This is a genomic window from Streptomyces cyslabdanicus, assembly GCF_052663305.1.
In genome coordinates, this window is sequence record NZ_JBQRUW010000012.1 from 68,854 (window position 1) to 92,788 (window position 23,935).

Genomic DNA, 23,935 nt, shown 5'->3' on the forward strand with positions numbered 1-23,935 from the left:
CTGCTGACGGTGCGTGACCTGAAGGTCGTCATCGGCGGCCGGCACATCCTGCACGGCGTCGACCTCGAGGTCGCCGCCTCCGGCACCACCGCCCTGCTGGGCCGCAACGGCGCCGGGAAGACCACCACCGTGCGCGGCATCCTCGGCCTCGTCCCCCGCACCGGCAGCGTGCTGCTGGGCGGCGAGGAGACGGTACGCCTGGCCACCCACGCCCTGGTCCGCCGCGGCGTCGGCTACGCCCCCGAGGACCGGGGTGTCTTCGCCGCCCTCACCGTGGCCGAGAACCTCCGGCTGGCCGAGCGTCCCGGCGCCGGCGAACCGGCGTACGACCTGGTGTACGAACTCTTCCCGGAGCTCAGGCAGCGCGCCCGGCAGGCCGCCGGCACCCTGTCCGGCGGCCAGCAGCAGATGGTCGCCATCGCCCGCACCCTGCTCAACGGCAACCGGCTGATCATCGCCGACGAGTCGACCAAGGGCCTGGCACCCAAGGTCGTCACCGAGGTCGCCAGGGTGCTGGAGCGCGCCGCCGAGGCGGTGCCCGTCCTGCTGGTGGAGCAGAACCTCGCCGTGGTGCGCCGCCTCGCCCGGCACTGCGCCGTACTCGCCGACGGCCGCACCGCGCACCAGGGCCCCGCAGCCGAACTGCTCGCCGACGCCGACGCGGCCCGCCGGCTGCTCGGCGTCGGGCGGGCGCGTCACGGGGGCACCGGCACCCCGTCCGCCGGCACACCCGACGGTGCGTCCCCCGGCACACCCGCCCGCACCGCGGCCCACCCCGCCGCCCCGACCGCGGAGGCAGACGCCTGATGTCCACCGTCGTTCTGCTCACCCTCACCGGACTCGGCCTGGGCGCGCTGTACTTCCTGGTCGCCTCCGGTCTCTCGCTGATCTTCGGGCTGATGGACGTGCTCAACTTCGCGCACGGCGCCCTGATGTCCATCGGCGCGTACGCCACCTGGTGGGCCGCCTCCGGTCACCTGCCCGGCGCCGGATCAGGGGGCGCCGGCTTCGCCCTCGCGGTCGTCTTCGGCACGGCGGTGGGCACCGCCGCCGCGGTGCTGCTCGAACTCGCCGTCATCCGCCCGCTCTACACCCGCCCCCGAGAGCAGATCCTCGCCACCGTCGGTGTGGGCCTGGCCGTACCGGCGCTGCTGTCCGCGATCTGGGGAGCCGACGCCCGGCCCTTTCCCGGACCCGAGGCGCTGTCCGGCACCTTCGGGCTGCTGGGCGCCGAGGTGCCGCTCAACCGCCTGGTGCTGATCGCCGCCGCCGTGGCGGTGCTGGCCGCACTCCACCTGTTCCTGGGCCGCACCCGGCACGGTCTGGTCGTCCGCGCGGGCGTCGAGGACCGGGCCATGGTCACCGCGCTCGGCATCGACGTGCGCAAGGCCTTCACCCTGGTCTTCGCCATCGGCGGGGCGGCAGCGGCCCTGGGCGGTGCGCTCGGCGGCCTCTACTTCGGCTCGGTCGACCCGGCCCAGGGCACCTCGCTGCTCATCTTCGCCTTCGTGGTCGTCGTGATGGGCGGCATGGGCTCGCTCACCGGCGCGGCGCTGGCCTCGGTCGCGGTGGGCCTCGTCCAGCAGTTCGCCAACTACTACACCACCGCCGGGCTCGGCGACCTCGCCGTCGTCGTCCTGCTCGCCGCCCTGCTGCTGGTCCGGCCGCGTGGGCTCACCGGGAGGCTCGCATGACCACCGCCACCCAGCCGCGCGGCCAGGCCCGCACGGCGGACCACCCCCGCGCGGCCCGCGCCGGGCAGCTGCGCCGCGCCGCCCGCTGGTGGCCGGCCCCGCTGCTGGTGGTGCTCTTCACCGTCCCCTACAGCGCGCTGCCCCTGCCGGGCCTGCTCGACGGCCCGATCGGCAGCCCAGGCAACCTCCAACTGCTCGCCCTGTGCCTGCTCTTCGGGGCCCTGGCCACCGGATACGACCTGCTGCTCGGCCGCACCGGCCTGCTGTCCTTCGGCCACGCGCTCTACTTCGCCGCGGGCACGTACGTCACCAACACGATCATGCTGGAGGCGGGCCTGCCGTTCGCCGTCTCCGCGCTGCTCGGCCTGCTCTCCGGAGTCGCGCTGTCCGCCCTGCTGGGCGCGGTCAGCCTGCGCGTGAGCGGCATCGGGTTCTCCATGGTCACCCTCGCCTTCGCACAGGCCGGGTCGATCCTCGTGCAGCGCGACCCGGGTGGCGTCACCGGCGGCGAGGAGGGCAGGGCCGCCCCCACCGACCAGCTGCCCGCCTCGCTGGTCGGCATCGAACACACCGCCAACCTGTACTGGCTCGCGCTCGCCTACCTCGTCGTGGTGGTGTGCGCCGTCCAGTGGGCGGTCCGTTCACCCATCGGCCGGGTCTGGGAGGGCATCAAGGAGAACGAACGCCGCGTGGAGGTGCTGGGGCTGCGGCCGTACGGCTTCAAACTGGCCGCGTTCGTACTGGCCGGCGGCCTGGCCGCGCTCGGAGGCATCGTCTACCTCCTGCTGACCGGCGGCGCCACCCCGCAGACCACCACCTCCGACTTCACCCTGTCCCTCCTGGTGATGGTGGTGCTCGGCGGCTCCGGCACCCGCTGGGGCCCTCTGCTCGGCGGCATCCTCTACACCTGGGCCGACCACCGGCTCGGCGACCTGGCCGACTCCGGCGCGGTCGCCGGTCTGCCCGCCGTGGTCCGGGTGCCGCTCTCCCAGCCGTTGTTCCTGCTCGGCGCGCTGTTCGTCGCGGTGATCTACCTGCTGCCCGGCGGCGTCGTACGGCTGCCCGCGCGGCTGCGCGCCGCGCGCGCCTCCCGCGTCGCCACCGGCCACAAGGAGGCCTCCCAGCCGTGAGCCGCACTCGGCACAGCCGCACGACGGCCCGTCAGGACACGGCTGCCCCGCATGTCGGCCGACCGGCGCACCCCCGGGCCGTACCGGTCGGACCTCTGCGGACACGTACGGACCCGCGACATGAGAGCGCAGGGCACCGCGTCTCGTCCGCACTCCTGTTCCCCCCACCGCCACCGACTGGAGGCCCTCCATGCACTGCTCGATACGCGGACTTCTCAGGCGCGGCGTTCTCGCCGCCACGATCGGCGCCCTGGCCGCGGCCCTGACCGCTGTCACTCCGCTCGCCCCGACCGCCGCGGCTGCCGGTACCCTCCAGCAGGTCGCGAGCTTCGGCTCCAACCCCGGCAACCTCGCGATGTACGAGTACGCGCCCGTGAACCTCCCCGCGAACGCGCCGCTGGTCGTGGCTCTGCACGGCTGCAGCCAGTCGGCGAGCGACTACCACGCGCACTCCGGCTGGCAGAAGTTCGCCGACCAGTGGGGCTTCGCCGTGGTCTACCCGCAGACCAGCGCGGCCAACAACCTCCTGTCCTGCTTCAGCTGGTTCGACCCCGCCAAGGACACCCGTGGCAAGGGCGAGGCGGCCTCGGTCGCGCAGATGGTCGACACCGCCGCGGCACAGTACGGCTCGGACCGCGGCCGGATCTTCGTGACCGGCCTGTCCGCCGGCGGCGGCATGGCCGCCGACCTGCTCGCCGACTACCCCGACGTGTTCGCCGGCGGCGCCATCGACTCCGGACTCCCCGCACAGTGCGCCACCACACAGGCCGCCGCCTCCGGCTGCCAGTACAGCAACCAGAACCTCACCCCGAAGCAGTGGGGCGACAAGGTGCGCAACTCCTACCCGGGGTACACCGGTCCGTGGCCGCGGGTCGCGATCTGGCAGGGAACCTCCGACACCACCGTCGCCCCGGTCAACGGCACCGAGCTGCGTGACCAGTGGACCGACGTCTGGGGCATCGGCCAGACGGCCTCCAGCACCCTGAACCTGACCGGCGGAACCACCGAGAGCATCTACAACGACTCCGCCGGCAAGCCCGCCGTCGCCCTCTTCTCGGTCTCCGGCATGGGCCACGGCCTCGCCGTGAACCCCGGTTCGGGCGCCGACCAGTGCGGCAGCACCGGGGCCTACTACCTCAACGCCATCTGCTCCAGCTACCACACCGCGACGTTCTGGGGTCTGGACGGGTCCGGTGGCGACGACGGCAGCGGCCCCGGCAGCGGCGCCCTGCCCGCGCCGTCCGGAGTGGCGGTCACCGGCACCACCGACACCGGCGCATCGCTGTCCTGGACCGCCGTCAGCGGTGCCGCCTCGTACCACGTCTACCGCGACGGCACCAAGGTCGGCTCTCCGACGGGCACCTCGTACACCGACACCGGCCTGTCCGCCGGCACCTCCTACCGCTACACCGTCACCGCGGTCGACTCCACCGGAGTCGTCGGCGCCTCCTCCGCACCGGTCACGGCGACCACGACCGGCGCCGCGCCCAAGTGCTACACCGCCAACAACTACAACCAGGTCGCGGCCGGTCGCGCCCACCAGAGCCTCGGCTACACGTACGCCAACGGCTCCGACCAGAACATGGGCCTGTACAACGTCGCCATCACCCACACCCTGAAGGAGACCTCCCCCGGCTACTTCGTCATCGCCGACTCCGGCTGCTGAACGCGAGGCAGGGGCCGGCTCCCGCCGGCCCCGCACCCCGCTGGTCATCGAGGATGTGTACGTCCGGCGGAGCAGTCGTCATGCCTCCCCCCGAGGGAGGACAGCGGTCCTGCCGTGGGCGATCCTGTGGCGTGTGACAGCTGATCTCAGCGGAGTCGGTGATGCCCCACCGGCGTCCACCGCGCCAACGCCCCCCGCCGATCCCGCGGCTCGGCCGCGCCGTTCACGGCCGCGGCGGTGGTTGCGGCGCGTCGCGCTGGGCTGCGTCGTCGCCTTGGTGGTCACCACCGTGGCCTCGTTCGCGTACAACGGCTTCACCGCCGGGCGCGCCGCGCCCCCGCCGGGGCTCAGGTACGTCCAGGCCGGGGACGTCCGGACGCGTTACCAGACCTGGGGTGCGACGGGCTCGCCGGTCGTCCTGGTGCACGGCGCCTTCGAGTCCGTCGACACCTGGTCGCGGCTGGCCCCGTTGCTTGCCCGCCACCACCGGGTGTACGCGCTCGACCTGACCGGCGACGGGTACAGCGAGCACCGCGGCCCGTACACCGTCGACCATTTCACCCGTCAACTGCTGGGGTTCCTCGATGCCATGGACCTCGGAGGCCCCGGTGAGCGCCCGCTGCTGGTGGGGCACTCCAGCGGAGCCGCCGTGGTCACGGAGGCCGCGCTGCGCGCTCCCGGCCGGACGGGCGGTGTGATGCTGCTCGACGGCGACGCCCTCGACACGGGCGCCGGTCCACCGTCGGCCTTCAAGTACGTGCTGATCGACCCCTACCGCACCAGCCTCCTGCGGATCGGACTCGGCTACGACGGCTTGATCCGAAGGCTGTACGACGCGCAGTGCGGGCCTGCCTGCCCGCCCCTGGACGCCGCCGGTGTGGAGCAGTGGCGACGCCCGCTCCAAGTGCCCGGCGCGGAGGGCGCGCTGTGGAGCATGCTCGCCGAAGGCGTGCCGGGCCTGCCCGCCGACCGGGTGGCGCGGCTCGCCGGGCTGGACCTGCCCAAGGCCGTGGTCTTCGGTGCACAGGACGACGTGTTCACCCGGCAGACGCCGCAGCAGACCGCCCAGCGCATCGGCGCACCACCGCCGACCCTCATCCCGGGCGCCCGGCACCTGACGATGATCTCCGACCCCGAGGCGGTCGCGGCGGCCGTGGACAAGCTCATGGCCGCGCCGCACGCGGCAACCCGCTGACCGCCGCTGTCATTCGTAGGAGGTCAGAACGCTTCCGTCGGGAACCGACTGGCCCTACGCTCTCCTCCGCGGTTCTGGCACCCGGCAGTGAGGAGAACGCGATGACCGAACATCCGCCTCCCGACTCGCTCCAGGACTACGGCTACCGGCAAGAACTCCACCGCTCCCTGACCTTCCGGGACCTGCTGGTCTACGGCCTGGTCTTCATGGTGCCCATCGCGCCCTTCGGCATCTTCGGCAGCGTCTTCCAGGGCTCCGGCGGCATGGTCGCCCTGACCTACGCCATCGGCATGGTGGCGATGATGTTCACGGCGCTGTCGTACGCGCAGATGGCCCGGGCGTTCCCCATGGCCGGCTCGGTCTACGCCTATGCCGGACGGGGCATCGCGGCACCCGTCGGGTTCCTCTCCGGCTGGATGATCCTGCTCGACTACGTGCTGGTGCCCGGACTGCTGTACCTGATCGCCTCGATCGCCATGAACTCGCTGGTCCCGGCCGTCCCGGTATGGCTGTGGCTGCTGGGTTTCGTGGTGCTCAACACCGCGGTCAACTACACGGGCATCCGGATGACCGCGCGGGTCAACAAGGTGATGCTGCTGGCCGAACTCGTCGTGCTGGCCGTCTTCGTGGTGATCGGCGTGATCGCGCTCGCCCAGGGCAAGGGCCGCGGTTTTGACTTCACCGCGGTCTACAACGGCGGGACCTTCTCCTGGGGGCTCGTCTTCGGCGCCGTCTCCATCGCCGTGCTGAGCTTCCTCGGCTTCGACGGCATCTCGATGCTGGCCGAGGAGAACAAGGACTCCGCCCGCGCCATCGGTCGCTCCATGGTGGCGGCGCTGCTGCTGGCCGGCGTCCTGTTCATCGTGCAGACCTGGCTGGCCTCCCTGCTGGTGCCCGACCCGGACAAGCTCATCGACCACGGCGACCCCGACGGCACCGCCTTCTACGACGCGGCCCGTGCGGCCTCCGGCCAGTGGCTGGCCACCCTGACCGCCGCGGCCACCGCCGTGGCCTGGGGCTTCGCCAACTCGCTGGTGGCCCAGGCCGCCACCTCCCGCCTGCTGTACGCGATGGCACGGGACCGGCAACTGCCCTCTTTCCTGGCCAGGGTTCACCCGCGGCACCGGGTTCCGGTCAACGCGACCCTGCTCACGGCCGCCGTCTCCGTGGTGCTGGGCCTCTACATGAACTCCCGCGACGACGGCGTGACTCTGCTGAGCACGCTGATCAACTTCGGTGCGCTGACGACCTTCCTGGTCCTGCACGTGTCCGTGGTCGTCCACTACCTGATCCGCCGGCGCAGCCGTGACTACTGGCGGCATCTGATCGCACCCGCCATCGGCTTCGCCATCCTGGCGTACGTCGTGGTGAACGCCGACATCGCCGCGCAGCGACTGGGGTTCGTCTGGCTGGGCATCGGCGCGGTGGTGCTGGCCGGGCTGCTGCTGACCGGCCGCCGACCGCGGCTTGCCGCCATGGAGTCCGCGGACGAGCAGGCCGCGACCCCGCCGCGCAGCGGATAGACACCGCACACGCATGCCGCATCCCGTACTCCCTCGCAGCCAAGGAGGCGCATTGAACTCGCTCGCCCAGGTGATCAGCATCCCCGCGGACCCGGACCGGTACGCCTACTCCTTCGGCGGCGGGTCGCCCGTCGTGACGGTGCCACCCGGCAGCATCGTGGAGCTGACCACCGAGGACTGCTTCGGCGGCCGGGTGCGCGGGGCGGCCGACCTGCCCAGCCAGGTGTGCGCCTTCCCCTACCTGAACCCGGTCACCGGTCCCATCGCCGTCGCCGGCGCCGAACCCGGCGACGCGCTGGCGGTGCACTTCGTGGACATCTCCCCGGCCCGTGACTGGGGCGTGTCCAGCACCTTCCCGCACTTCGGAGCGCTGACCGCCACGCACACCACCGCCATGCTGCATCCGGCGCTGGAGGAGCGGGTCTGGCTCTACGCCATCGACGCCAAGGCCGGCACCTGCCGGTTCGAGGCCCGCCATGGCGACTTCGCGGTGGACCTGCCCCTGGATCCGATGCACGGCACGGTCGGCGTCGCCCCCGCCGCGGGCGAACGGCTGATGTCCATCTCGCCGGGTGTGCACGGCGGCAACATGGACACGCCCGAGCTGCGCGCCGGAACCACCGTGTACTTCGGGGTCAACGTCGAGGGCGCGATGCTCGCCGTCGGGGACGGCCACGCCCGGCAGGGCGAGGGCGAGGTGTGCGGGACGGCGGTGGAGACCGCCATGAACACGGTCGTGGCCGTGGATCTCGTCAAGGGCGGTGCGCCCGCCGTGCCACGGCTGGAGAACGACGACTTCCTGCTGAGCACGGGGCACGCGCGCCCACTGGAGGACGCCTTCCGTATCAGTCAGCACGATCTGGTGCAGTGGACGGCGGACCTGCTGGGGCTCGACCGGCTGGACGCCTACCAGCTGGTCAGCCAGGCCGGTCTGGCACCGGCGGCGAACGTCTGTGACACCCAGTACACGATGGTCGCCAAGCTGCCCAAGCGGATCCTGGGCGGCGCCCGCGCCTACACCGGGGTCCACGACCGGTTGCGGGCGCTGGGCGCGGAATACCTGCGGCAGCGCTGAGCCGCCGCGGCCGGGGACCGCCTACTGCGGCCGCACCGGGTGCTTGCTCATGATCGAGATCCGGTTGAACGCGTTGATCGTGACCGCCACCCAGATCACCGCGGAGATCTGGTCGTCGGTGAGCACGTCGCGAGCGGTCTCGTACGCGGTCTCCTGGAGGGCCGCGTCGCCGGGATCGGTGGTCGCCTCGGCCAGCGCGAGCGCCGCGCGCTCGTCGGGGGTGAACAGCTCGGTGTCCCGCCAGGCCGGGAGCACTCCGAGCCGCTGCGTGGTCTCGCCCGCCCGCACGGCCGCCCTGGTGTGTACGTTGAGGCAGTAGGCGCAGCCGTTGATCTGCGACACGCGCAGGTTGACCAGCTCCACGAGTGTCCGGTCGAGCCCCGCCCCGGCGGCGACCTCACGGACCGCTTCCGCGGTCTGCACCAGCGAGCGATAGGCGGTGGGATGCTGCTTGTCGATGAAGATCCGCCGGTCCGCGGACTCCGTCGTGTGGGTGCTCAACCTGGGACTCCTCCGGGGCCTGTCCGGCTCCCTTGCCGTGTCGTGTGTACCTGCCGGTGCCGGCGACCTATTATCGCGACACGATGGTTGAATGTAAAACGATTCTTGAGGGAGGCGGTCCACGGTGAGCAACGCCGAGACGAACCCCATGGAAGTGCGGTGCGGAGGGCCGGCCGACGGCGAGGCCGCGGCCGAGGCGGCCCGGGTCGACGTCCTGACCGCGCGGGACGTGCCTCTCGGCGGCCCCCGGGCGATGACCGTGCGGCGGACCCTGCCGCAGCGCGCGCGGACCCTGATCGGCGCCTGGTGCTTCGCCGACCACTACGGCCCCGACGACGTCTCGCTGACGGGCGGCATGGACGTCGCCCCGCATCCGCACACCGGGCTCCAGACGGTGAGCTGGCTGTTCAGCGGGGAGATCGAGCACCGGGACAGCCTGGGCAGCCACGCCTACGTACGGCCCGGCGAACTGAACCTCATGACCGGCGGGTACGGCATCTGCCACTCCGAGGTCTCCACCCCGCGGACCACCGTCCTGCACGGCGTCCAGCTGTGGGTGGCGCTGCCGGAGGAGCACCGTGACACCGCGCGCGACTTCCAGCACCACGTACCCGAGCCCGCGCGGATCGACGGGGCCGAGATCAGGGTCTTCCTGGGTTCCCTGGCGGGCCACGCCTCCCCGGTGCGGACCTTCACGCCGCTGCTCGGCGCCGAGATCGTCCTCCAGCCGCGCGCGTCCCTCACGCTCGCCGTGGACCCCGGCTTCGAGCACGGCCTCCTGGTCGACCAGGGAGAGGTGCGTCTGGCCGGCACCCTGGTGGGCCCCGCGGAACTGGGCTACGCCCACCCGGGCGCCGACGCGCTGACGCTGACCAACGAGTCGGACGGCATCGCGCGGACGGTCCTGCTCGGCGGAACCCCGTTCGAGGAGGAGATCGTCATGTGGTGGAACTTCATCGGGCGCAGCCACGAGGACATCGCCAAGGCCCGGGACGACTGGCAGAACTCCTCCGACCGCTTCGGCGCCGTCGAGGGGTATCCGGGAGACCGGCTTCCCGCCCCCGCGCTGCCGAACGCCGTCATCAGGCCGCGCCGGAACCCACCGCGCCGCTGATCCGCCGAGGCGCTGATCCGTCCGACGTGTCACCGACCCCGTCCGAGAGGTAACCCGATGAGCCGGTCCTCCACCGCCGCGACCGTCCGGCGGGCGGACGCCAAGCACCGCTACGAGATCCTGGTCGACGGCGAGCGCGCCGGACTGACCGCCTACCGCGACCGCGGTGAACAGCGCGTCTTCTACCACACCGAGGTCGGCGAGGCCTTCGCCGGACAGGGCCTGGCCGCCCGGCTGGTCCAGGAGGCGCTCACCGACGTACGCGCGTCCGGGAAGCGGATCGTGCCCGTCTGCCCGTACGTGGCCAAGTTCCTGAAGAAGCACGAGGAGTTCGCCGACATCACCGACCCCGTGACCCCCGACGTCCTTCAGTGGCTGGAGACCCGACCGGGCTGACCGCCCGCACTCTTCGAGCCGGCCGGCCGAGCGGCGAGAAGCCGGGCCCGGGGCGTCCGCCCCGGGCCCGGCTCCCGTCGTTGTCCGGCTACAGACTCCGTACCCGGATGTTGCGGAACTCGATCAGATCGGTGTCGCTGTGGTTCTGGAGCCCCACGTACCCGCTGAGGAACTGACGCAGGTCCGTGGGCGGGTCACCCGCACGGGACGACGACTTGCCGGGCGTGTTGTCGAACTCGTTGATCACCACGCCGTTGCGGATGATCGTGTAGTGCTGTCCGACCGCACGCACCTCGTAGTCGTTCCACTGGCCCTTCGGGGTCACCCCCGCCTTGTCCAGGTTCACCGGCTTGAAGTTGTAGACGGAACCGGTCTTCTGGACCTCACCCGTGGCCCCGTCGTAGATCTGGATCTCCTGGCCGCAGTAGATCGCGACCCACTCGGGGGCGGTGCGGGCCGAGCCGACCGTGCCGCAACTGCCGTCCGGGCGGTCGGCCAGCGGCGTCCTCGGGTCCGGGAACCGGATGAAGACCCCGCTGTTGGCGTTGGCGGTACCCGGAGCCACGTCCCGGAACTGGAGCCTGACCGAGAAGTCCTTCCACTCCTGCTTGGCGTACCACAGCATGCCCATGCCGCCGGAACTGCGCAGGGTGCCGTCCGGCTGGAGCGAGAACGTGCCCGCGCCCGCCTGCCGCCAGTCGGCCAGACTCGCCGCGGTCCCGTCGAAGACGGACTTGTACCCGGCGACCTTGCCGATCTCGCTCTGCGCCGCCGCCTTGCTGATCGCCGACGCCTCGCGGTTGTCGAGCACACCCTCCTTGCGGAGGTCGTTGACCACGGCGTTGACGTGGCTGACGAATCCCCCGTGGTTCGGCCAGGAGGCCTCGTCGTCGATCAGGTCGTTGACGGTGCAGCCGCCGCCGGCCCGGTGGTTGGTCACGCCCGTGTCAGTGTCCAGCAGATGGACGGTCGGCCGGGCGTCGGGAGCGGGGCAGCCTGCCTTGGCGTCGAACGTCGCGGTGGCCTTCTCGCCGTCGGCGTAGGTGACCGTCAGCTTCGCGTGGTACGTGCCGTAGTCGGCGTACGTGTGCGTGGGGTCGGCCTCGTGCGAGGGCTTGCTGCCGTCGCCGAAGTCCCACTCCCAGGCCACACCACCGGTCCTGGCGCTGGAGAACGCCACCGTCTTCGGCTCGCTCTGGGTGATGACCCGCGCCCCCGCGTCCTGGGGCTTCGGGGTGGCCGGGCCGCCCTGGTAGGTGATGCGGACGAGCTTCTGGTTGTTGTCCAGGCTGAAGAAGCCGTTCGCGTAGTCGAGCATGTACAGGGCGCCGTCGGGACCGAACTTGGCGTCCATCCAGCTCTGCACCTGGGTGGCGCCGCCGCCCGGCGCGATGATGCTGCGCAGGTCCTCACCGAAGGCCGGCGCGCCCTGGTCCTTGACGTGGTCGGGGTCGACGGTCACCGCGACCCGGTTGTTGGCGTTGGACTCGTCACCGATGAACCACTTGTCCTCCCAGTACGCCGGCCAGGCGACGCCGCTCTTGGTGTCCACCTGGGAGCGGTGGTAGGTCGGACCGGACATGACGGCCTGGCCGCCGCCCTTGAGGTACGGCTGGGTGTAGGTGGCCTCGCTGTCGACGTAGCTGGGGACGCCGCTGCCGTCGGCGCGCTCGGGGAAGACCGGTCCGCCGCCCTGGGGCGAGTACCAGATCATGTTGTCGCGGGCCGGCGGGATGTCCACCAGGCCGGTGTTGCGCGGCGACTCGTTCTTCAGGTGGTCGCAGTCGTACCAGCCGGTGAGGACCTTGGCGTCGGTGCTGCTGCGGTCGCGGTACGGCTGCCGGTTGCCCATGCAGTACGGCCAGCCCTGGTTGCCCGCGGAGGTGATGACCGTGGCCGTCTCGTACTTGGCCGGGCCGAGGTCCGGGCTGGAGGCTCCCGCGTCCGGACCGACCCAGCCGGCGTTCAGCCAGTTGTGCACCGGGTCGACGGAGAGCCGCGCGATGTTGCGGACACCCATCACGTAGATCTCCGGGCGGGTCTTGTCCGTGCCCGGCGCGAAGAGGTTGCCCTGGGGAATGGTGTAGGTGCCGTCGGCCTCGGGGTGGATACGGATGATCTTGCCGTTGAGGTCGTTGGTGTTGCCGGAGGTGCGGCGCGCGTCCTGGAACGAGACGCCCTTGTAGTCCTGCGTCCAGTTGTTCCCGGAGTAACCGTCGGATCCGCCGGAGGAGTTGTTGTCGCCGGAGCCGATGTACAGGTTGCCGTCCTTGTCGAAGGACATGCCGCCGCCGGCGTGGCAGCAGCTGTGGATCTGGGCGTCCCAGTGCAGCAGGTCCTTGCGGGTGCCCTGGTCGATGGACTCGGACGCGAAGTCGTACGTCAGCCGGGAGACCGTCCGCTGGCCGATCCGCTTGTCGCGGTCGATCGACTCGTGCGGCATCCAGTAGATGTAGATCCACCCGTTCTGCTCGAACTTCGGGTCGAGGGTGATGCCGACCAGGCCTTCCTCGTTCTTGACCAGTTCGTCGCCGCTGCCCCGGTTGCCCATCACGTCGAGCGTGGTGAGCAGCTTGACCTTCTTGGTCTTGGGGTCCCACTGGTGGATGGTGCCGCAGCCGAGACCGACCTTGGGGTCGTCCCAGGAGACGATCGGGCCGGACGGGCAGGCGGCCTTGCCGATGTAGAAGGCCTTGCCGTCGGGGGCCATGGTGAGGCCGTGCGGCTCACCGATCTGGTCGAGCTGCCCCGCCTGGTTCTGGGCGGTGAGCCGCTCGGTCTTGTAGTTGGACGCGATGGTCGCCTGGCAGTCGCCGCGGACCATGCCGGTGGTCCACTGGATGGCGCCGAGGAGGTGGCTCTGGAACTTCGTGTCGGTGGTGTAGCTCTCCTCGGTGCGGCCCATGCCGGTGTAGAAGGACCGGCCGCCGTCGTAGTCCCGGCACCACGAGATCGGGTGGAACGCGCCGTTGGCGCCGGCGCCCGGCTTGTACTTCCACTCCTCGACCTGGGCGACGGTGTGGACCTTGCCGATCGGGTTGGGGTCCCAGTTGATCCACTGGTCGGAGCGGGTCCAGTTCAGCGGCAGGCCCTTGTTGGCCGGGTGCTGACGGTCCGTCACGTCGACGACCGCCTGCTGGACCTTGGACTCCTGCGGAGGCGTCGGGTTGGCGTCGAACAGCCGCAGCTCCGCCAACTGGGTCAGCGATTCACCGCTGTTCGCGGTGATCTCGAGGCGGTAGTGCTGGTATGCCTCGGTGTTGGCGAACTGGAACTGCCTGGTCTGGAACCGCGACGGGAAGGTCTCGCCGGACCGGGTGTCCAGGGTCGTCCAGTTCGCGCCGTCCTGCGAGCCCTGGAGCTTCCAGTCCTTCGGGTCCCGCCCCTGGTAGTCGTTGGCGGAAGTCAGCGCGTAGTTGACCACCGCGACCGGCTTGTCCAGCTTCACGGTGACCCAGCCGGTCGGCGCGTGGGCCAGCCACTTGGTGTCGTCCTTGCCGTCGAACAGCTTGTCCTTGGTCTCGTTCGGCGGGTTGTCGTCGCTGACCGCGCTCTCGACGACCTTCTCGGCGTCGGGCAGGCCCAGGGCCGGGCGGGTGCCGATCAGCCCGGTGAACCAGGAGGAGTCGGACTGGGCCCGGGCGGCGTCGTGGACGCCGACGAAGCCCCCGCCGTTGTTGATGTACGCCTGGAACGCGGCCTCCTGCTCGGCGTCGAGGGTCACGCCGTCGGCCGACAGGAACACCACCCCTCGGTACTTGGCGAGGCCGGCGGCGGTGAACACACCTGTGTCCTCGGACTCGACGACGGTGAACCCGTTCTTCGCGCCGAGGCTCTCGATGGCCGCCGTGGCCTTCTTGACGGGGTCGTCCTGCTTGGCGGCCGGTCCGTGGAAGACCAGGACGTTCACCTGGCTTTCGGCGCCGGCGGCCTGGGTGTTCTCCGCGGGCGACTGCGCGTTCGCCTGCACGGCCGGCAGCGTGGCCAGCCCCACGGTCAGCGCGGCGCTGGACAGCAGGACGACGGCGCGGCGCCAGGACCACGCGTGGCCGGAGGCCCGTGCGGGACGCGACGGCGGTGCTCCGCTTCGTCGTGAGAGGGCGAACCGGTCTCTCTTGCCCATGGTTGCTCCTTGACTCGATCCGACAACGGAAGAGTGATCAGGGGATGGAGCGAGGGCTGCCGCGGACGCCCCGCCCGGCGTGCGCCGGGTGAGGCGGCTCTCGGCGGGCGGTCACGATGCCCGGGAGGACGGGTGCAGGAGGGGTGAGGTCGGAGTTCGCCTCGGGTCCTTGCGGGGGACCGGCCGGCGGCAGTCGTACACGCCCGTCGGACCGTCAGGTGGGTGCCGACGGGCGTGGCTTGGGGGTGTGGCTCGGGAGGGGGCGGAGCCCGGCGTGGGCCTCGCCGCTGCCGTCTAGTGCCGCGTCAGGTGACGTTTGCCCGTCAAGGAGCGGCGTCCGGTGCGTGCTCTCGGTGTGCCGGCCGGAAGTCCTCGTACTGGATGTACTTGGGCTTTCGGGCGGTGCGGCGAGAGTGCGTGCCGGGCGTCGCGACGGGGCGAACGTTGCCTGCCGGGGCACTAGTGGTGGTGCATGCCGTCGGAGGCCGAGCCGTCGGGCTCGGCCATGTGGTGGGGCATGCCGCCGGGGACCGAGCCGTCCGCCTCGGTCACGAGGAACACACCGGCCATGCCCATGTCCGAGTGGCTCTGGACGTGGCAGTGGTACATCCAGGCACCCGCGCCGACCCGGTCACCCGCGATCACCTGGAACCCGAACGAGTCCGCGGGACCGACCGTCTTGGTGTCGATGACCCGGCTCACGTCCTGCGGACCCTGGAGGATCCCGGTGCGGTTGTCCACCCAGCGGTGGCCGTGGATGTGGAAGGTGTGGAAGAACTCCCCGTGTGTGATCATGATGAACTCCACCCGCTCACCGCGGACGGCCTGGAAGGTGGGCGCCTCGTGGGCGGGCTTGTTGTTGATCGCCATGTCGTTGAACACGATCGTGAACTGCTTGTCGGGCAGCACGTCACCCTTGCGGCGCACGATCACGGGGCCGTACAGGCCCTTCTTGATGCCGCCGGTGCCGTGCTCGGTCCCCACGTTGTGGTCGTGGTAGTGCCAGTAGCCGGCGCTGCCGGCCTCCCATGTCCCGCCCTGGTTCGACGGGGCATGGGTGCGCCAGACATAGGTCCGCCGGCCCCCCGGCTCGACGACACTGTCGTTCATCTTGGTGCCGTCGCTGGCGACGTCGTAGTCCAGGCCGTGCACGTGCAGACTCGCGGCGACGTCCAGGTTGTTGACGACCTCGATGTTCATCGTGTCGCCCTCGGTCAGCTCGATGAGCGGGCCGGGGATCGTCGCCTCGCCCGGCTTCAGGCCGTAGCCCATCTCCCCGTTCGGCAGGTTCTCCATGTACAGGGTCAGGTTGCGGACGGTGCCCTTGTCGTTTCCCTGACCGTTTCCCTGCGGCGACTTGTCCTTCGGGTCTGCGGTGGCGGTGGCGGCGCCGAGCACCGTGGGTACGACCGCCGCGGCGGCCGCCCCGGCGGCGAACGCTCGCCGGGAGAAGAGGCGTCTCGTACCTGTGCCTGAGTCGGTCATCGCTCTCCAAACCTCGATACGCGTGCGGGCCCGAAGGCGTCGCGTGGTCGTGATGTGAGCCGCCGCCGACGGCAGCCGTCCCGTCAGGGCGGTGTGCGGTGTGCGGTGGTGCACGGGGCGTACGGGCCCGCGGGGCAGGCGGGGCGGTCGTCGGATCGGACTCCGGTGGCAGCCGCCCGGCTTGGCACGATGCGCCGGACGCGGCGGGGTTCGGGTCGGTTGGGCGAACGGGATTCGCCTCGGGACCGCCTTACCGTAGCGGGCACCCCTCCAGTTTTTCCAGACTCAGGTCAAAGTTGGTTGGATTGCGGCCATAGGCCTTGGCGAGTGGTCAAAAGCTCGGTAACTTCCCCACGTTGCCGCACTTTGAGAGAGGTGGGGTCGGGTCCGGGAGACCACCCCCTCGGCGCGCTCATCCCGGCGACTGGCCGTCCAGCAGACGGGACCGCGAGTCCCTGCGCGGTGCCGCACAAGCGAATTCGCGAAAGGTGCAGCGGTGTTCAGAAGACTGCTCCATGCCCAGACGGATCCGCCCTCCTCAGGATCAGCGCCACGCAAACGATTCCGCGCGCACCCGGTGCTGGTGGCGCTGGTCGCCGTGGTCTTCACGGCCTTCTCGGTGGCCGTGCCGGCCGCGTACGCCGCGGTGAGCCACGGGTCGGAGAAGGCGGCTGCCCAGGTGCTCACCTGGACGGCCGGCGACGACTACACGAAGTACACGTCGGCGCCCACCACCGCGGTGGCCGGACCGGCGACGATCGTGTTCGAGAACAGCCAGGCCACCGGCAACACGACCGGCATGCCGCACACGTTGACGTTCGACGTCTCGAACTCGGACTACAACAACGACGTCAGCCTCAACATCCAGGCGAGTCCCTTCGACTCCAACGGCGGCAAGTACACGGCCGAAGTCGTCCTCACGCCCGGCGTCTACCGCTACTTCTGCGCGATGCCGGGCCATCAGACGATGACGGGCGAACTCGTCGTCACCGCCGCCCCCGGCGAGGACGACACCACCGCGCCGGAGACGTCGGCGTCGGTGTCCGGGACGAAGGACGCTTCCGGGAACTACGTGGGTAGTGCGACGGTGACGGTGTCGGCGTCGGATGCCGAGTCGGGTGTGGCGAGTGTGGAGTACTCGCTGGACGGCGGTGCGTTCGTGGCGTATTCGAAGCCGGTTGAGGTGAGCGCGGTGGGTGCGCACACGTTGGCGTATCGGGCGTCTGACAAGGCGGGGAATACGTCGGCTGTGAAGTCGGTGGAGTTCACCGTGGTGGCGGCTGAGCCGGAGGATGAGACGCCGCCGGAGACGTCGGCGTCGGTGTCGGGGACGAAGGATGCTTCCGGGAACTACGTGGGTAGTGCGACGGTGACGGTGTCGGCGTCGGATGCCGAGTCGGGTGTGGCGAAGATCGAGTACTCCCTCGATGGAGGCTCGTACGTCCAGTATTCGGCGCCGGTTGTGGTGAGCGCGGTGGGTGCGCATTCGTTGGCGTATCGGGCGTCTGACAAGGCGGGGAATACGTCGGCTGTGAAGTCGGTGGAGTTCACCGTGGTGGCGGCTGAGGAGGAGGACAAGACGCCGCCGGAGACGTCGGCGTCGGTGTCGGGGACGAAGGATGCTTCCGGGAACTACGTGGGTAGTGCGACGGTGACGGTGTCGGCGTCGGATGCCGAGTCGGGTGTGGCGAAGATCGAGTACTCCCTCGACGGCGGCCCCTACCTCCAGTACTCGGCGCCGGTGGTGATCGACAGGGCCGGTAGCCACACCCTCCTCTACCGGGCGACCGACAAGGTCGGCAACACGTCCACGCCGAAGTCGCTCTCCCTCACCGTCGTCGACAGCGAGCCGCCGACCGACTGTCCGGAAAGGGACGACCGGGCCACCGTGTTCGTCGGTTCGATCAACACCGGGGTCCCCAACCGCGTCACGGCCGACGGCTGCACGATCAACGAGCTGATCGAGGACCACCAGGTCTGGAAGAACCACGGCGCGTTCGTCTCCCACGTCGGACAGGTCGTCCAGACGCTGCGGGACGAGGGCGTCATCGACCAGCGGGAGGCCGCCGAGATCAAGAAGGCGGCCGGCCAGTCCGACGTCGGCAAGCCGGGCGGCGGGCCCTCCGACGCGTGAGTCGGGACAGGGGCGGTGACGCCACCTGAGCCGTGAGCCCTGGCGGGCTGTGTCAGCGGCCCGCCAGGGCACCCTTCGGGCCCGAGCCCATGACGCCACTGTGAACCGGCTTTGTCCATCGGCAGATGAAAGTCGCACACGTTGGTTCCCAAGTTTCTTTCATCAGTGGCGGCTCGGTGCTACGGTCCTCCTCAAAGTCGTGCCCCCCAAGTGCCGGGCATGCGACGATTCTTGCCACGACGGGGGCGGCGTGAGGTCTATGACGGCTCGACCGGCCAATCTTCATCAGGCCCGGCTGCTCCGCCTCCTGCGCGACCTCGGCCCGCAGTCCCGGGTCGCCCTGGGGGAGCAGGTCGAACTGTCGCGCTCCAAGCTCGCGTTCGAGATCGACCGGCTGCTGGAGACGGGCCTGGTCGTCCAGGACGGCCTCGCCGCCTCCCGCGGCGGCCGCCGCTCCCACAACGTCCGAATCGCCCCGTCGCTGCGGTTCCTCGGCGTGGACATCGGCGCCACCTCCGTGGATGTCGCGGTCACCAACGCCGAGTTGGACGTCCTGGGCCACGTGGCCGAGCCACTGGACGTCCGTGAGGGACCGGTCGCGGTCTTCGAGCGGGTGCTCGCCCTGGCCGGCAAGCTCCGCGAGGCGGGTCTTGCGGACCACTTCGACGGCGCCGGGATCGGCGTGCCGGGCCCCGTCCGGTTCCCCGAGGGCGTCCCCGTCGCGCCGCCGATCATGCCCGGCTGGGACGGATTCCCCGTCCGTGAGGCGATGAGCCAGGAACTGGGCTGCCCCGTCCTCGTCGACAACGACGTGAACCTGATGGCGCTGGGCGAGCAGCAGGCCGGCGTCGCCCGCTCCGTACGCGACTTCCTGTGCGTGAAGCTCGGAACCGGCATCGGCTGCGGCATCGTCGTCGGCGGCGAGGTCCACCGCGGTGTCACCGGCAGCGCCGGCGACATCGGCCACATCCAGGCGGACCCGGACGGGCCGCGGTGCGCCTGCGGAAACATCGGTTGTCTGGAGGCGTACTTCGGCGGCAGCGCTCTCGTGCGCGACGCGACCGCGCTCGCCCAGTCCGACCGCTCGACGGAGCTGGCCGGACGGCTCGAAGCGGCCGGGAGGCTGACCCCCGAGGACGTGTCGGCCGCCGCCGGCGCCGGGGACGCCGCGTCCCTGGAGCTGATCCGCATGGGGGGACGACGCACCGGTCAGGTCATCGCCGGCCTGGTCAGCTTCTTCAACCCCGGCCTTGTGGTCATCGGGGGAGGGCTCACCGGGCTGGGGCACAACCTCCTCGCGAGCATCCGCACCCAGGTCTACCGCCAGTCCCTGCCGTTGGCGACCGGCAACCTGCCGATCGTCCTCGGCGAACTCGGTCAGGTCGCCGGCGTCGTCGGCGCCACCCGGCTGATCAGCGACCACGTCTTCTCACCGGCCTGATCCACCCGGCCTGATCCACCCGGCCTGATCCACCTGGCTTGATCCACTCGGCCTGATCCACCCGGTCCGACGCTCCTGGCCGGAGCATGCGCACCCGATGAGGTTCCACTCATGCGTTCGCGGGCGCGAGCCCATAGCCCGTGCGCCAGAGCGCGATCTCCGGCCGTCCGCACTCTGGCGCGAGTGGACGATGACACGTCAAGATCTCCTCCCCGGCGACTCCGTCGGCGGAAAGCCGGTTCCGGGGAGGGCTGGTGCACGACCGGAGGGGAGAGGAGCGACATGTACGAGAGCGCCAGTCTTGACTCCGTGGAGGTACGTGCGTACCGCAACCTGGTCAGGGTGCGGGAGGCGACGCCGTCCCAACTCGCCCGCCGCCTCAATCTGTCGGGGCGGGAGGCGGCCAGGCTCCTCGCCACGCTGGAGGCCAAGGGGCTGGTGAGCCGCGCCGAGGGTTCGGCACAGCGCTTCCGTGCGTCGCCGCCGGATCTCGCGCTCGGCCCGTTGCTGCTGAGCCGGCAGCAGGAGTTGCATGCTGCGGAGTCGGTGATGGCGGAACTCACCGAGGAGTACCGCAGGCAGACCCGGCGCCGGGGCTCGGTCGAGACGGTCGAGACGGTGACCGGGGCACCGGCGATGGCCCGGACCTTCGACCAGCTCCAGCGCGGCGCCCGGGACGAGATCCTGGCGCTGTGCAAGCCACCGAACGTGGCCGTGCCGTCCCGGGGCAACGACACCCAACTCGAGGTCCTGGCCTCGGGGGTGCGCTACCGCGCGCTCTACGAGCGGTCGGCGCTCGAGGTGCCGCCCGAGGTGTTCCGGATCCGCGAGTTCGTCGCATGCGGGGAACAGGCCCGGGTCGCCGCGGAGGTCCCGGTGAAGATGGCGGTCGCCGACCGGCAACTGGCCATGCTGGTGTCCTCGCCCCTACCCACCATGGACGCGGGCGGACCGGCCGCCACCCCCTGCGCCGAGCCCACGGCTCGGCCGTCCGCCGTCCTGGTCCGCCCCGGCGCACTCCTCGACGCTCTGATCGCGTTCTTCGAGAGCCTGTGGGCGGGCGCCTCCCCGCTGGCGCTCACCGAGGACGGGCTGGTCGGCGAGAGGGAATCCGACCGGACCCCTCCGCCGGAGGACCTGCTCCTGCTCTCACTGCTGCTCACCGGGCTGACGGACACCGCCGTCGCCGGCCAACTGGGTACAAGCCTGCGCACCGTCCAGCGCCGCATCCGCGATCTGATCGAGTTCGCCGGGGTCCGCACCCGGATGCAGCTGGCCTGGGAGGCCTCCCGCCGCGGCTGGCTGTAGTGCCCGTCGCACCGGGCCCGATGCGACGGGCCCGGTGCGACGGGCTTGGGATCAGCAGGGACCACCTGGGGCGGCCCCTGTACGGGGCGGCTCCGGTACGTCCGTACCGGAGCCACCGGCGGATCACTTCTCGAAGACCTGGAACTCCGCGGCCCGGACGTTGAACGCCGCCGGGGAACCGGTGGCGCAGTCCGTCACGTTGTTCGGGTCGTTGTCCTGCTTGCCCGCGTAGGCGGGGTTGCCCACGCACTGGTTGGTGATCGCCTCGATGCGCAGGTCGGTGGCCGAGGTCGCCGGGATGTCGAAGCCGCGCATGACCAGGTCCGGCGCCGCCGGGCGCGGCTTCGGCGCGTCGAAGGCGTCCGCCGGGCTGAGGTAGACGACGTGGAACTGCTTGGGCTGGGAGCAGTCGACGGTCGCGGTGCGGGTGCAGGCCGAGACCTCGAACTGGCGCAGCGCCGAGAAGCGGCTCTGGCTGCCGGTGTCGCCGCCCGGGTCCTTGCTGTCCGTCGGCCGGTTGAGGGCGCTGACCTGGATGCGGCGGACCTTGGTCGGACCGTCGACGGCCAGGTGGATGTAGACGCCCTTGCCGGTCACCGAGGTGCCGGTCTTCTCACCGACGTACGCCCAGTTGGTGCCCTCGTCGTCGTCGATCAGGGAGGCCGCGTTGTACCCGTCGCCGGTCGCGGTGGCGCCGGCCACCGCCGAGGCGAGGTTGGGCTGCATCTTCACCTTGACGGTCTGCTTGGAGGCGTCGTCGACCTGGAAGTCGAACCGCGTCAGGCCGTAGCCCGGGGCGACCGCGATGGCGTCGTAGTGGCCCTTGGTGAACAGCGCCTTCTTGTCGAGGCCGGCCGTGGTACCGGCGATCGGCGTGGTCCGGGCGCTGAACTTGCCTATGTAGATGCGGGCGTTGGGGATCTCGTCGCCGGTGTTGACCACCTTGAAGGTGATGTTGCCGTTGACTCCGGTCGGGGTGGCGAAGTCCGCGTGCGGCCGGGTGTCGCTGGTCGAGGTGGCGGTGGCGTCGATGCCCATGCCGCGCTTGGCGAAGGCGCCCCACATGACGTCGAGGTCGGCGCCGTGGTAGCGGATCTTGTCCGCGGCGAGCATCGCGTCACGGGCGTCGATCATGGTGATCTTGCCCGTGCCCATCAGCAGGTACGAGTCGAACATCAGCTGGATCCAGCGCCGGCCGCCGCCGCAGTCGTCGACCGAGGTCTTGCCGGCCGCGCACGAGGCGAGCACCTTCTTGGCCGGCTCGCCGTACTTGCCGACGAGCGCCTGGCGCACCTCGTACTGCACGGCGTTCCAGATCTCGCCGTCGGAGTGCACCTCCGGACCGCCCATGTCGTAGCCGAAGTTGGAGTAGTTGAGCGGACTCCGGTCGATCGCGAAGTTGCGGATGCCGCGCTCGTTGTTGTCGGTCACGTACGGGCCGACCACCCAGGGGTCCACGCCGTCCGGGACCACACCGGTCTCGATCAGCCGCTCGGTGGCGACCAGGTCGCTCCAGGACTCGCCCATCGAGCCGCCGTGCGTACCGGAGATGCCGGAGGTGCCGCCGCCGATCATGCGGTTGGTGATGGCGTGGGTGTACTCGTGGCCGATGACGGAGGCGTCGAAGTCGCCGTCGGCGCAGCGCCCGTAGAAGGCGCCGGCCTGCGGCTGCCACAGGTACATGTTGGTCAGCGCCACACCGCCGTCGGCGCCGGTGCTCTGGTTGGCGTTGTTGCGGGTGGCGGGGTTGCTGCCGCCGGAGCGGGCCACGCCCATCTCCGGGTCGCCGCCCTTGCCGCCCAGGTCGTGGTTGTCGTGCTGCATGTTCCACGTCTTCTCGGTGAACCCGAGGTGGTACGAGAAGTCGTGCATCACGTTGTGCTGGGCGAACAGGTTGCCGATCGCCGCGTCGCGGTCCGGCTTCGCGGGGTCGGTCAGCACCTTCGGGTCACAGCCGGTGGCGTGCCAGGCATCGGTGTAGGAGTAGTCGTAGATCCGGTCGGCCCGCACGTCCGGGGTGATGCCGAGCCAGTTGCGCCCGGTGGCCGTCAGACCGTCGCTGGCGAAGGCGTTGGAGCCCAGCGTGGTGCCCAGTTTGTAGGAGCCGCCGTAGGTGCCGCCGCCCTCACCGGAGGCGATGTCCCAGGCGTGGTGCGGAGTGCCCGGGGCGGAGTCGCTCATGACGCGGTCGCAGCCCGGAGCGGCCACCCAGCACCAGGTCTCGCGGGTGTCGGCGGAGGAGTCGTCCAGCGGGGGAGAGAAGGGGAAGGCCTTCCACTGCGGGTTGCCGTCGTGGTCGTCCGCGACCCCGTCCTCGACCAGGGACCGGCGGGCCAGCACCTCGCCGGTGCGGGCGTCGACGATGCTGTCGTACAGCTCCGGCTCCTCGCCGGCGGAACCGGCCTGCACCTGGTAGGCCGAGCGTACGGTGCCGTCGGGGTCGGCGATCACGACGGGGCGCACGAGTTGCGGTCCGGACAGGCCCGAGCTCTCGAACTTCCGCCACGTGTCGGCGCTGTCCACCGCGGTCAGCTTGCCGGCGGTCAGTGCCACGTCGGCCAGCGCGGCCTTGATCGCGTCCTGCTCGGACAGGGTCGCCGGCTTCGGTGCGCCGGTGACCGGTGCCAGGGCGCCGGTGACGCTGACCACGGTGCCGTCGACCACACCCACGGAGACCTTGCCGTCCCGGCCGAACGCCTTGCCGTCCACCTCCTGGGCGAGCAGCACCGCGGCGCCCTTGCCGATCGGGGTGCTCGACACCAGCTTGAGGTCGTCGACCTGGCCGGCCGGGATGCCGAACAGGTCGGCGTTGGCCTTCAGATAAGCCCGGGCGGTCTGCTCGGGCTTGGTCGGCAGCCCCGTCGCCAGGGCGGTGCCGTCGCCTTCCGGCACGACCGTGGTCGGTGTGCCGTACCGGCTCCAGCTCACCCGGGCGTCCGCCTTGGCGGCCGCGCCTCTGGCCTTGCTCGACGGGGATCTGTGGGTCCCGGGCAGGTCCTTGTCGGGCTTACCTCGGTGGTGGGCGCCGGGCGTGCCCGGGCCGGAGTCCGCCGACCGCGGCTGCGCCGGGCCCGGGTCCGCGCCGGCCGACGGGGTCTGGATCACCGCGACGATGCACGCCGTGGCCACCGCCAGGACGGTTCGCCGAAC

At 70.9% G+C, this 23,935-nt stretch carries 15 protein-coding genes and 3 pseudogenes; 12 read left to right on the forward strand and 6 right to left on the reverse strand.

What is annotated here, in order from left to right:
* The first annotated feature begins 9 nt into the window (after nt 1-9).
* The 7 genes from ACTYVM_RS08780 (at nt 10) to ACTYVM_RS08810 (ending at nt 8,283) form a co-directional block, all read left to right on the forward strand.
* Nucleotides 10-807, forward strand: a complete 798-nt coding sequence (locus ACTYVM_RS08780) for an ABC transporter ATP-binding protein (protein ID WP_445525478.1) — start codon at nt 10-12, stop codon at nt 805-807.
* Nucleotides 807-1,694, forward strand: a complete 888-nt coding sequence (locus ACTYVM_RS08785) for a branched-chain amino acid ABC transporter permease (RefSeq protein WP_400027994.1) — start codon at nt 807-809, stop codon at nt 1,692-1,694. The genes ACTYVM_RS08780 and ACTYVM_RS08785 overlap by 1 nt, the downstream gene beginning before the upstream one ends.
* A complete protein-coding gene (locus tag ACTYVM_RS08790; RefSeq protein WP_445525347.1) occupies nt 1,691-2,824 on the forward strand; it encodes a branched-chain amino acid ABC transporter permease in 1,134 nt (377 codons plus the stop codon). The genes ACTYVM_RS08785 and ACTYVM_RS08790 overlap by 4 nt, the downstream gene beginning before the upstream one ends.
* Before the next feature lie 190 nt (nt 2,825-3,014).
* The gene (locus tag ACTYVM_RS08795) at nt 3,015-4,490 is read left to right on the forward strand and encodes an extracellular catalytic domain type 1 short-chain-length polyhydroxyalkanoate depolymerase (protein ID WP_445525348.1); all 1,476 of its coding nucleotides are present in this window, start codon (nt 3,015-3,017) and stop codon (nt 4,488-4,490) included.
* Between the two features lie 277 nt (nt 4,491-4,767).
* The gene (locus ACTYVM_RS08800) at nt 4,768-5,685 is read left to right on the forward strand and encodes an alpha/beta fold hydrolase (protein ID WP_445525349.1); all 918 of its coding nucleotides are present in this window, start codon (nt 4,768-4,770) and stop codon (nt 5,683-5,685) included.
* Between the two features lie 101 nt (nt 5,686-5,786).
* Nucleotides 5,787-7,208 (forward strand): APC family permease, encoded by a 1,422-nt coding sequence (locus ACTYVM_RS08805; protein ID WP_445525350.1) that lies wholly within the window; start codon nt 5,787-5,789, stop codon nt 7,206-7,208.
* Nucleotides 7,209-7,260: 52 nt separating this feature from the next.
* Nucleotides 7,261-8,283 (forward strand): acetamidase/formamidase family protein, encoded by a 1,023-nt coding sequence (locus tag ACTYVM_RS08810; RefSeq protein ID WP_445525351.1) that lies wholly within the window; start codon nt 7,261-7,263, stop codon nt 8,281-8,283.
* Nucleotides 8,284-8,304: 21 nt separating this feature from the next.
* Here the strand turns inward: ACTYVM_RS08810 and ACTYVM_RS08815 are convergent, their stop codons facing one another.
* Nucleotides 8,305-8,784 carry a carboxymuconolactone decarboxylase family protein gene (locus tag ACTYVM_RS08815; protein ID WP_445525352.1) on the reverse strand — a complete coding sequence of 160 codons (480 nt, stop codon included), beginning with the start codon at nt 8,782-8,784 and terminating at the stop codon, nt 8,305-8,307.
* Between the two features lie 124 nt (nt 8,785-8,908).
* On the opposite strand from ACTYVM_RS08815, the gene ACTYVM_RS08820 reads away from it, so the two are divergent.
* Both ACTYVM_RS08820 and ACTYVM_RS08825 read left to right on the forward strand, forming a co-directional pair.
* Nucleotides 8,909-9,898: a pirin family protein gene (locus tag ACTYVM_RS08820; RefSeq protein WP_445525353.1), complete on the forward strand. Its 990-nt coding sequence runs from the start codon at nt 8,909-8,911 to the stop codon at nt 9,896-9,898.
* 57 nt (nt 9,899-9,955) lie between these two features.
* Nucleotides 9,956-10,294, forward strand: a complete 339-nt coding sequence (locus tag ACTYVM_RS08825) for a GNAT family N-acetyltransferase (RefSeq protein WP_445525354.1) — start codon at nt 9,956-9,958, stop codon at nt 10,292-10,294.
* 88 nt (nt 10,295-10,382) lie between these two features.
* Here ACTYVM_RS08825 and ACTYVM_RS08830 read toward each other — a convergent pair whose 3' ends face one another.
* The 4 genes and pseudogenes from ACTYVM_RS08830 to ACTYVM_RS08845 form a co-directional block, all read right to left on the reverse strand.
* Nucleotides 10,383-11,234, reverse strand: a complete 852-nt coding sequence (locus ACTYVM_RS08830; protein ID WP_445525479.1) for a 3-keto-disaccharide hydrolase — start codon at nt 11,232-11,234, stop codon at nt 10,383-10,385.
* Between the two features lie 78 nt (nt 11,235-11,312).
* A pseudogene (locus ACTYVM_RS08835) lies at nt 11,313-13,475 on the reverse strand (ThuA domain-containing protein); the annotation flags it as partial.
* A gap of 6 nt (nt 13,476-13,481) precedes the next feature.
* A pseudogene (locus ACTYVM_RS08840) lies at nt 13,482-14,417 on the reverse strand (ThuA domain-containing protein); the annotation flags it as partial.
* 459 nt (nt 14,418-14,876) lie between these two features.
* Nucleotides 14,877-15,902 carry a multicopper oxidase domain-containing protein gene (locus tag ACTYVM_RS08845; protein WP_445525355.1) on the reverse strand — a complete coding sequence of 342 codons (1,026 nt, stop codon included), beginning with the start codon at nt 15,900-15,902 and terminating at the stop codon, nt 14,877-14,879.
* Nucleotides 15,903-16,479: 577 nt separating this feature from the next.
* On the opposite strand from ACTYVM_RS08845, the pseudogene ACTYVM_RS08850 reads away from it, so the two are divergent.
* The 3 genes and pseudogenes from ACTYVM_RS08850 to ACTYVM_RS08860 all read left to right on the forward strand — a co-directional run.
* Nucleotides 16,480-18,015: pseudogene (locus tag ACTYVM_RS08850) on the forward strand (cupredoxin domain-containing protein); the annotation flags it as partial.
* A 280-nt stretch (nt 18,016-18,295) separates the two neighbouring features.
* Nucleotides 18,296-19,477 carry an ROK family protein gene (locus tag ACTYVM_RS08855; RefSeq protein ID WP_400028010.1) on the forward strand — a complete coding sequence of 394 codons (1,182 nt, stop codon included), beginning with the start codon at nt 18,296-18,298 and terminating at the stop codon, nt 19,475-19,477.
* 282 nt (nt 19,478-19,759) lie between these two features.
* Complete coding sequence (locus tag ACTYVM_RS08860) at nt 19,760-20,785, forward strand: TrmB family transcriptional regulator (RefSeq protein WP_445525356.1); 1,026 nt, start codon at nt 19,760-19,762, stop codon at nt 20,783-20,785.
* Between the two features lie 123 nt (nt 20,786-20,908).
* Here the strand turns inward: ACTYVM_RS08860 and ACTYVM_RS08865 are convergent, their stop codons facing one another.
* Entirely contained in the window at nt 20,909-23,914 is a 3,006-nt protein-coding gene (locus ACTYVM_RS08865) for a M36 family metallopeptidase (protein ID WP_445525357.1), read from the reverse strand.
* Nucleotides 23,915-23,935 lie beyond the last annotated feature (21 nt).

Excerpts from the sequence above, each read along its gene's own strand:
- ACTYVM_RS08785 (WP_400027994.1), top strand. The coding sequence starts at position 807 with ATGTCCACCGTCGTTCTGCTCACCCTCACCGGACTCGGCCTGGGCGCG.
- ACTYVM_RS08790 (WP_445525347.1), top strand. The coding sequence starts at position 1,691 with ATGACCACCGCCACCCAGCCGCGCGGCCAGGCCCGCACGGCGGACCAC.
- ACTYVM_RS08795 (WP_445525348.1), top strand. The coding sequence starts at position 3,015 with ATGCACTGCTCGATACGCGGACTTCTCAGGCGCGGCGTTCTCGCCGCC.
- ACTYVM_RS08805 (WP_445525350.1), top strand. The coding sequence starts at position 5,787 with ATGACCGAACATCCGCCTCCCGACTCGCTCCAGGACTACGGCTACCGG.
- ACTYVM_RS08825 (WP_445525354.1), top strand. The coding sequence starts at position 9,956 with ATGAGCCGGTCCTCCACCGCCGCGACCGTCCGGCGGGCGGACGCCAAG.
- ACTYVM_RS08845 (WP_445525355.1), bottom strand. The coding sequence starts at position 15,902 with ATGACCGACTCAGGCACAGGTACGAGACGCCTCTTCTCCCGGCGAGCG.
- ACTYVM_RS08855 (WP_400028010.1), top strand. The coding sequence starts at position 18,296 with ATGACGGCTCGACCGGCCAATCTTCATCAGGCCCGGCTGCTCCGCCTC.
- ACTYVM_RS08860 (WP_445525356.1), top strand. The coding sequence starts at position 19,760 with ATGTACGAGAGCGCCAGTCTTGACTCCGTGGAGGTACGTGCGTACCGC.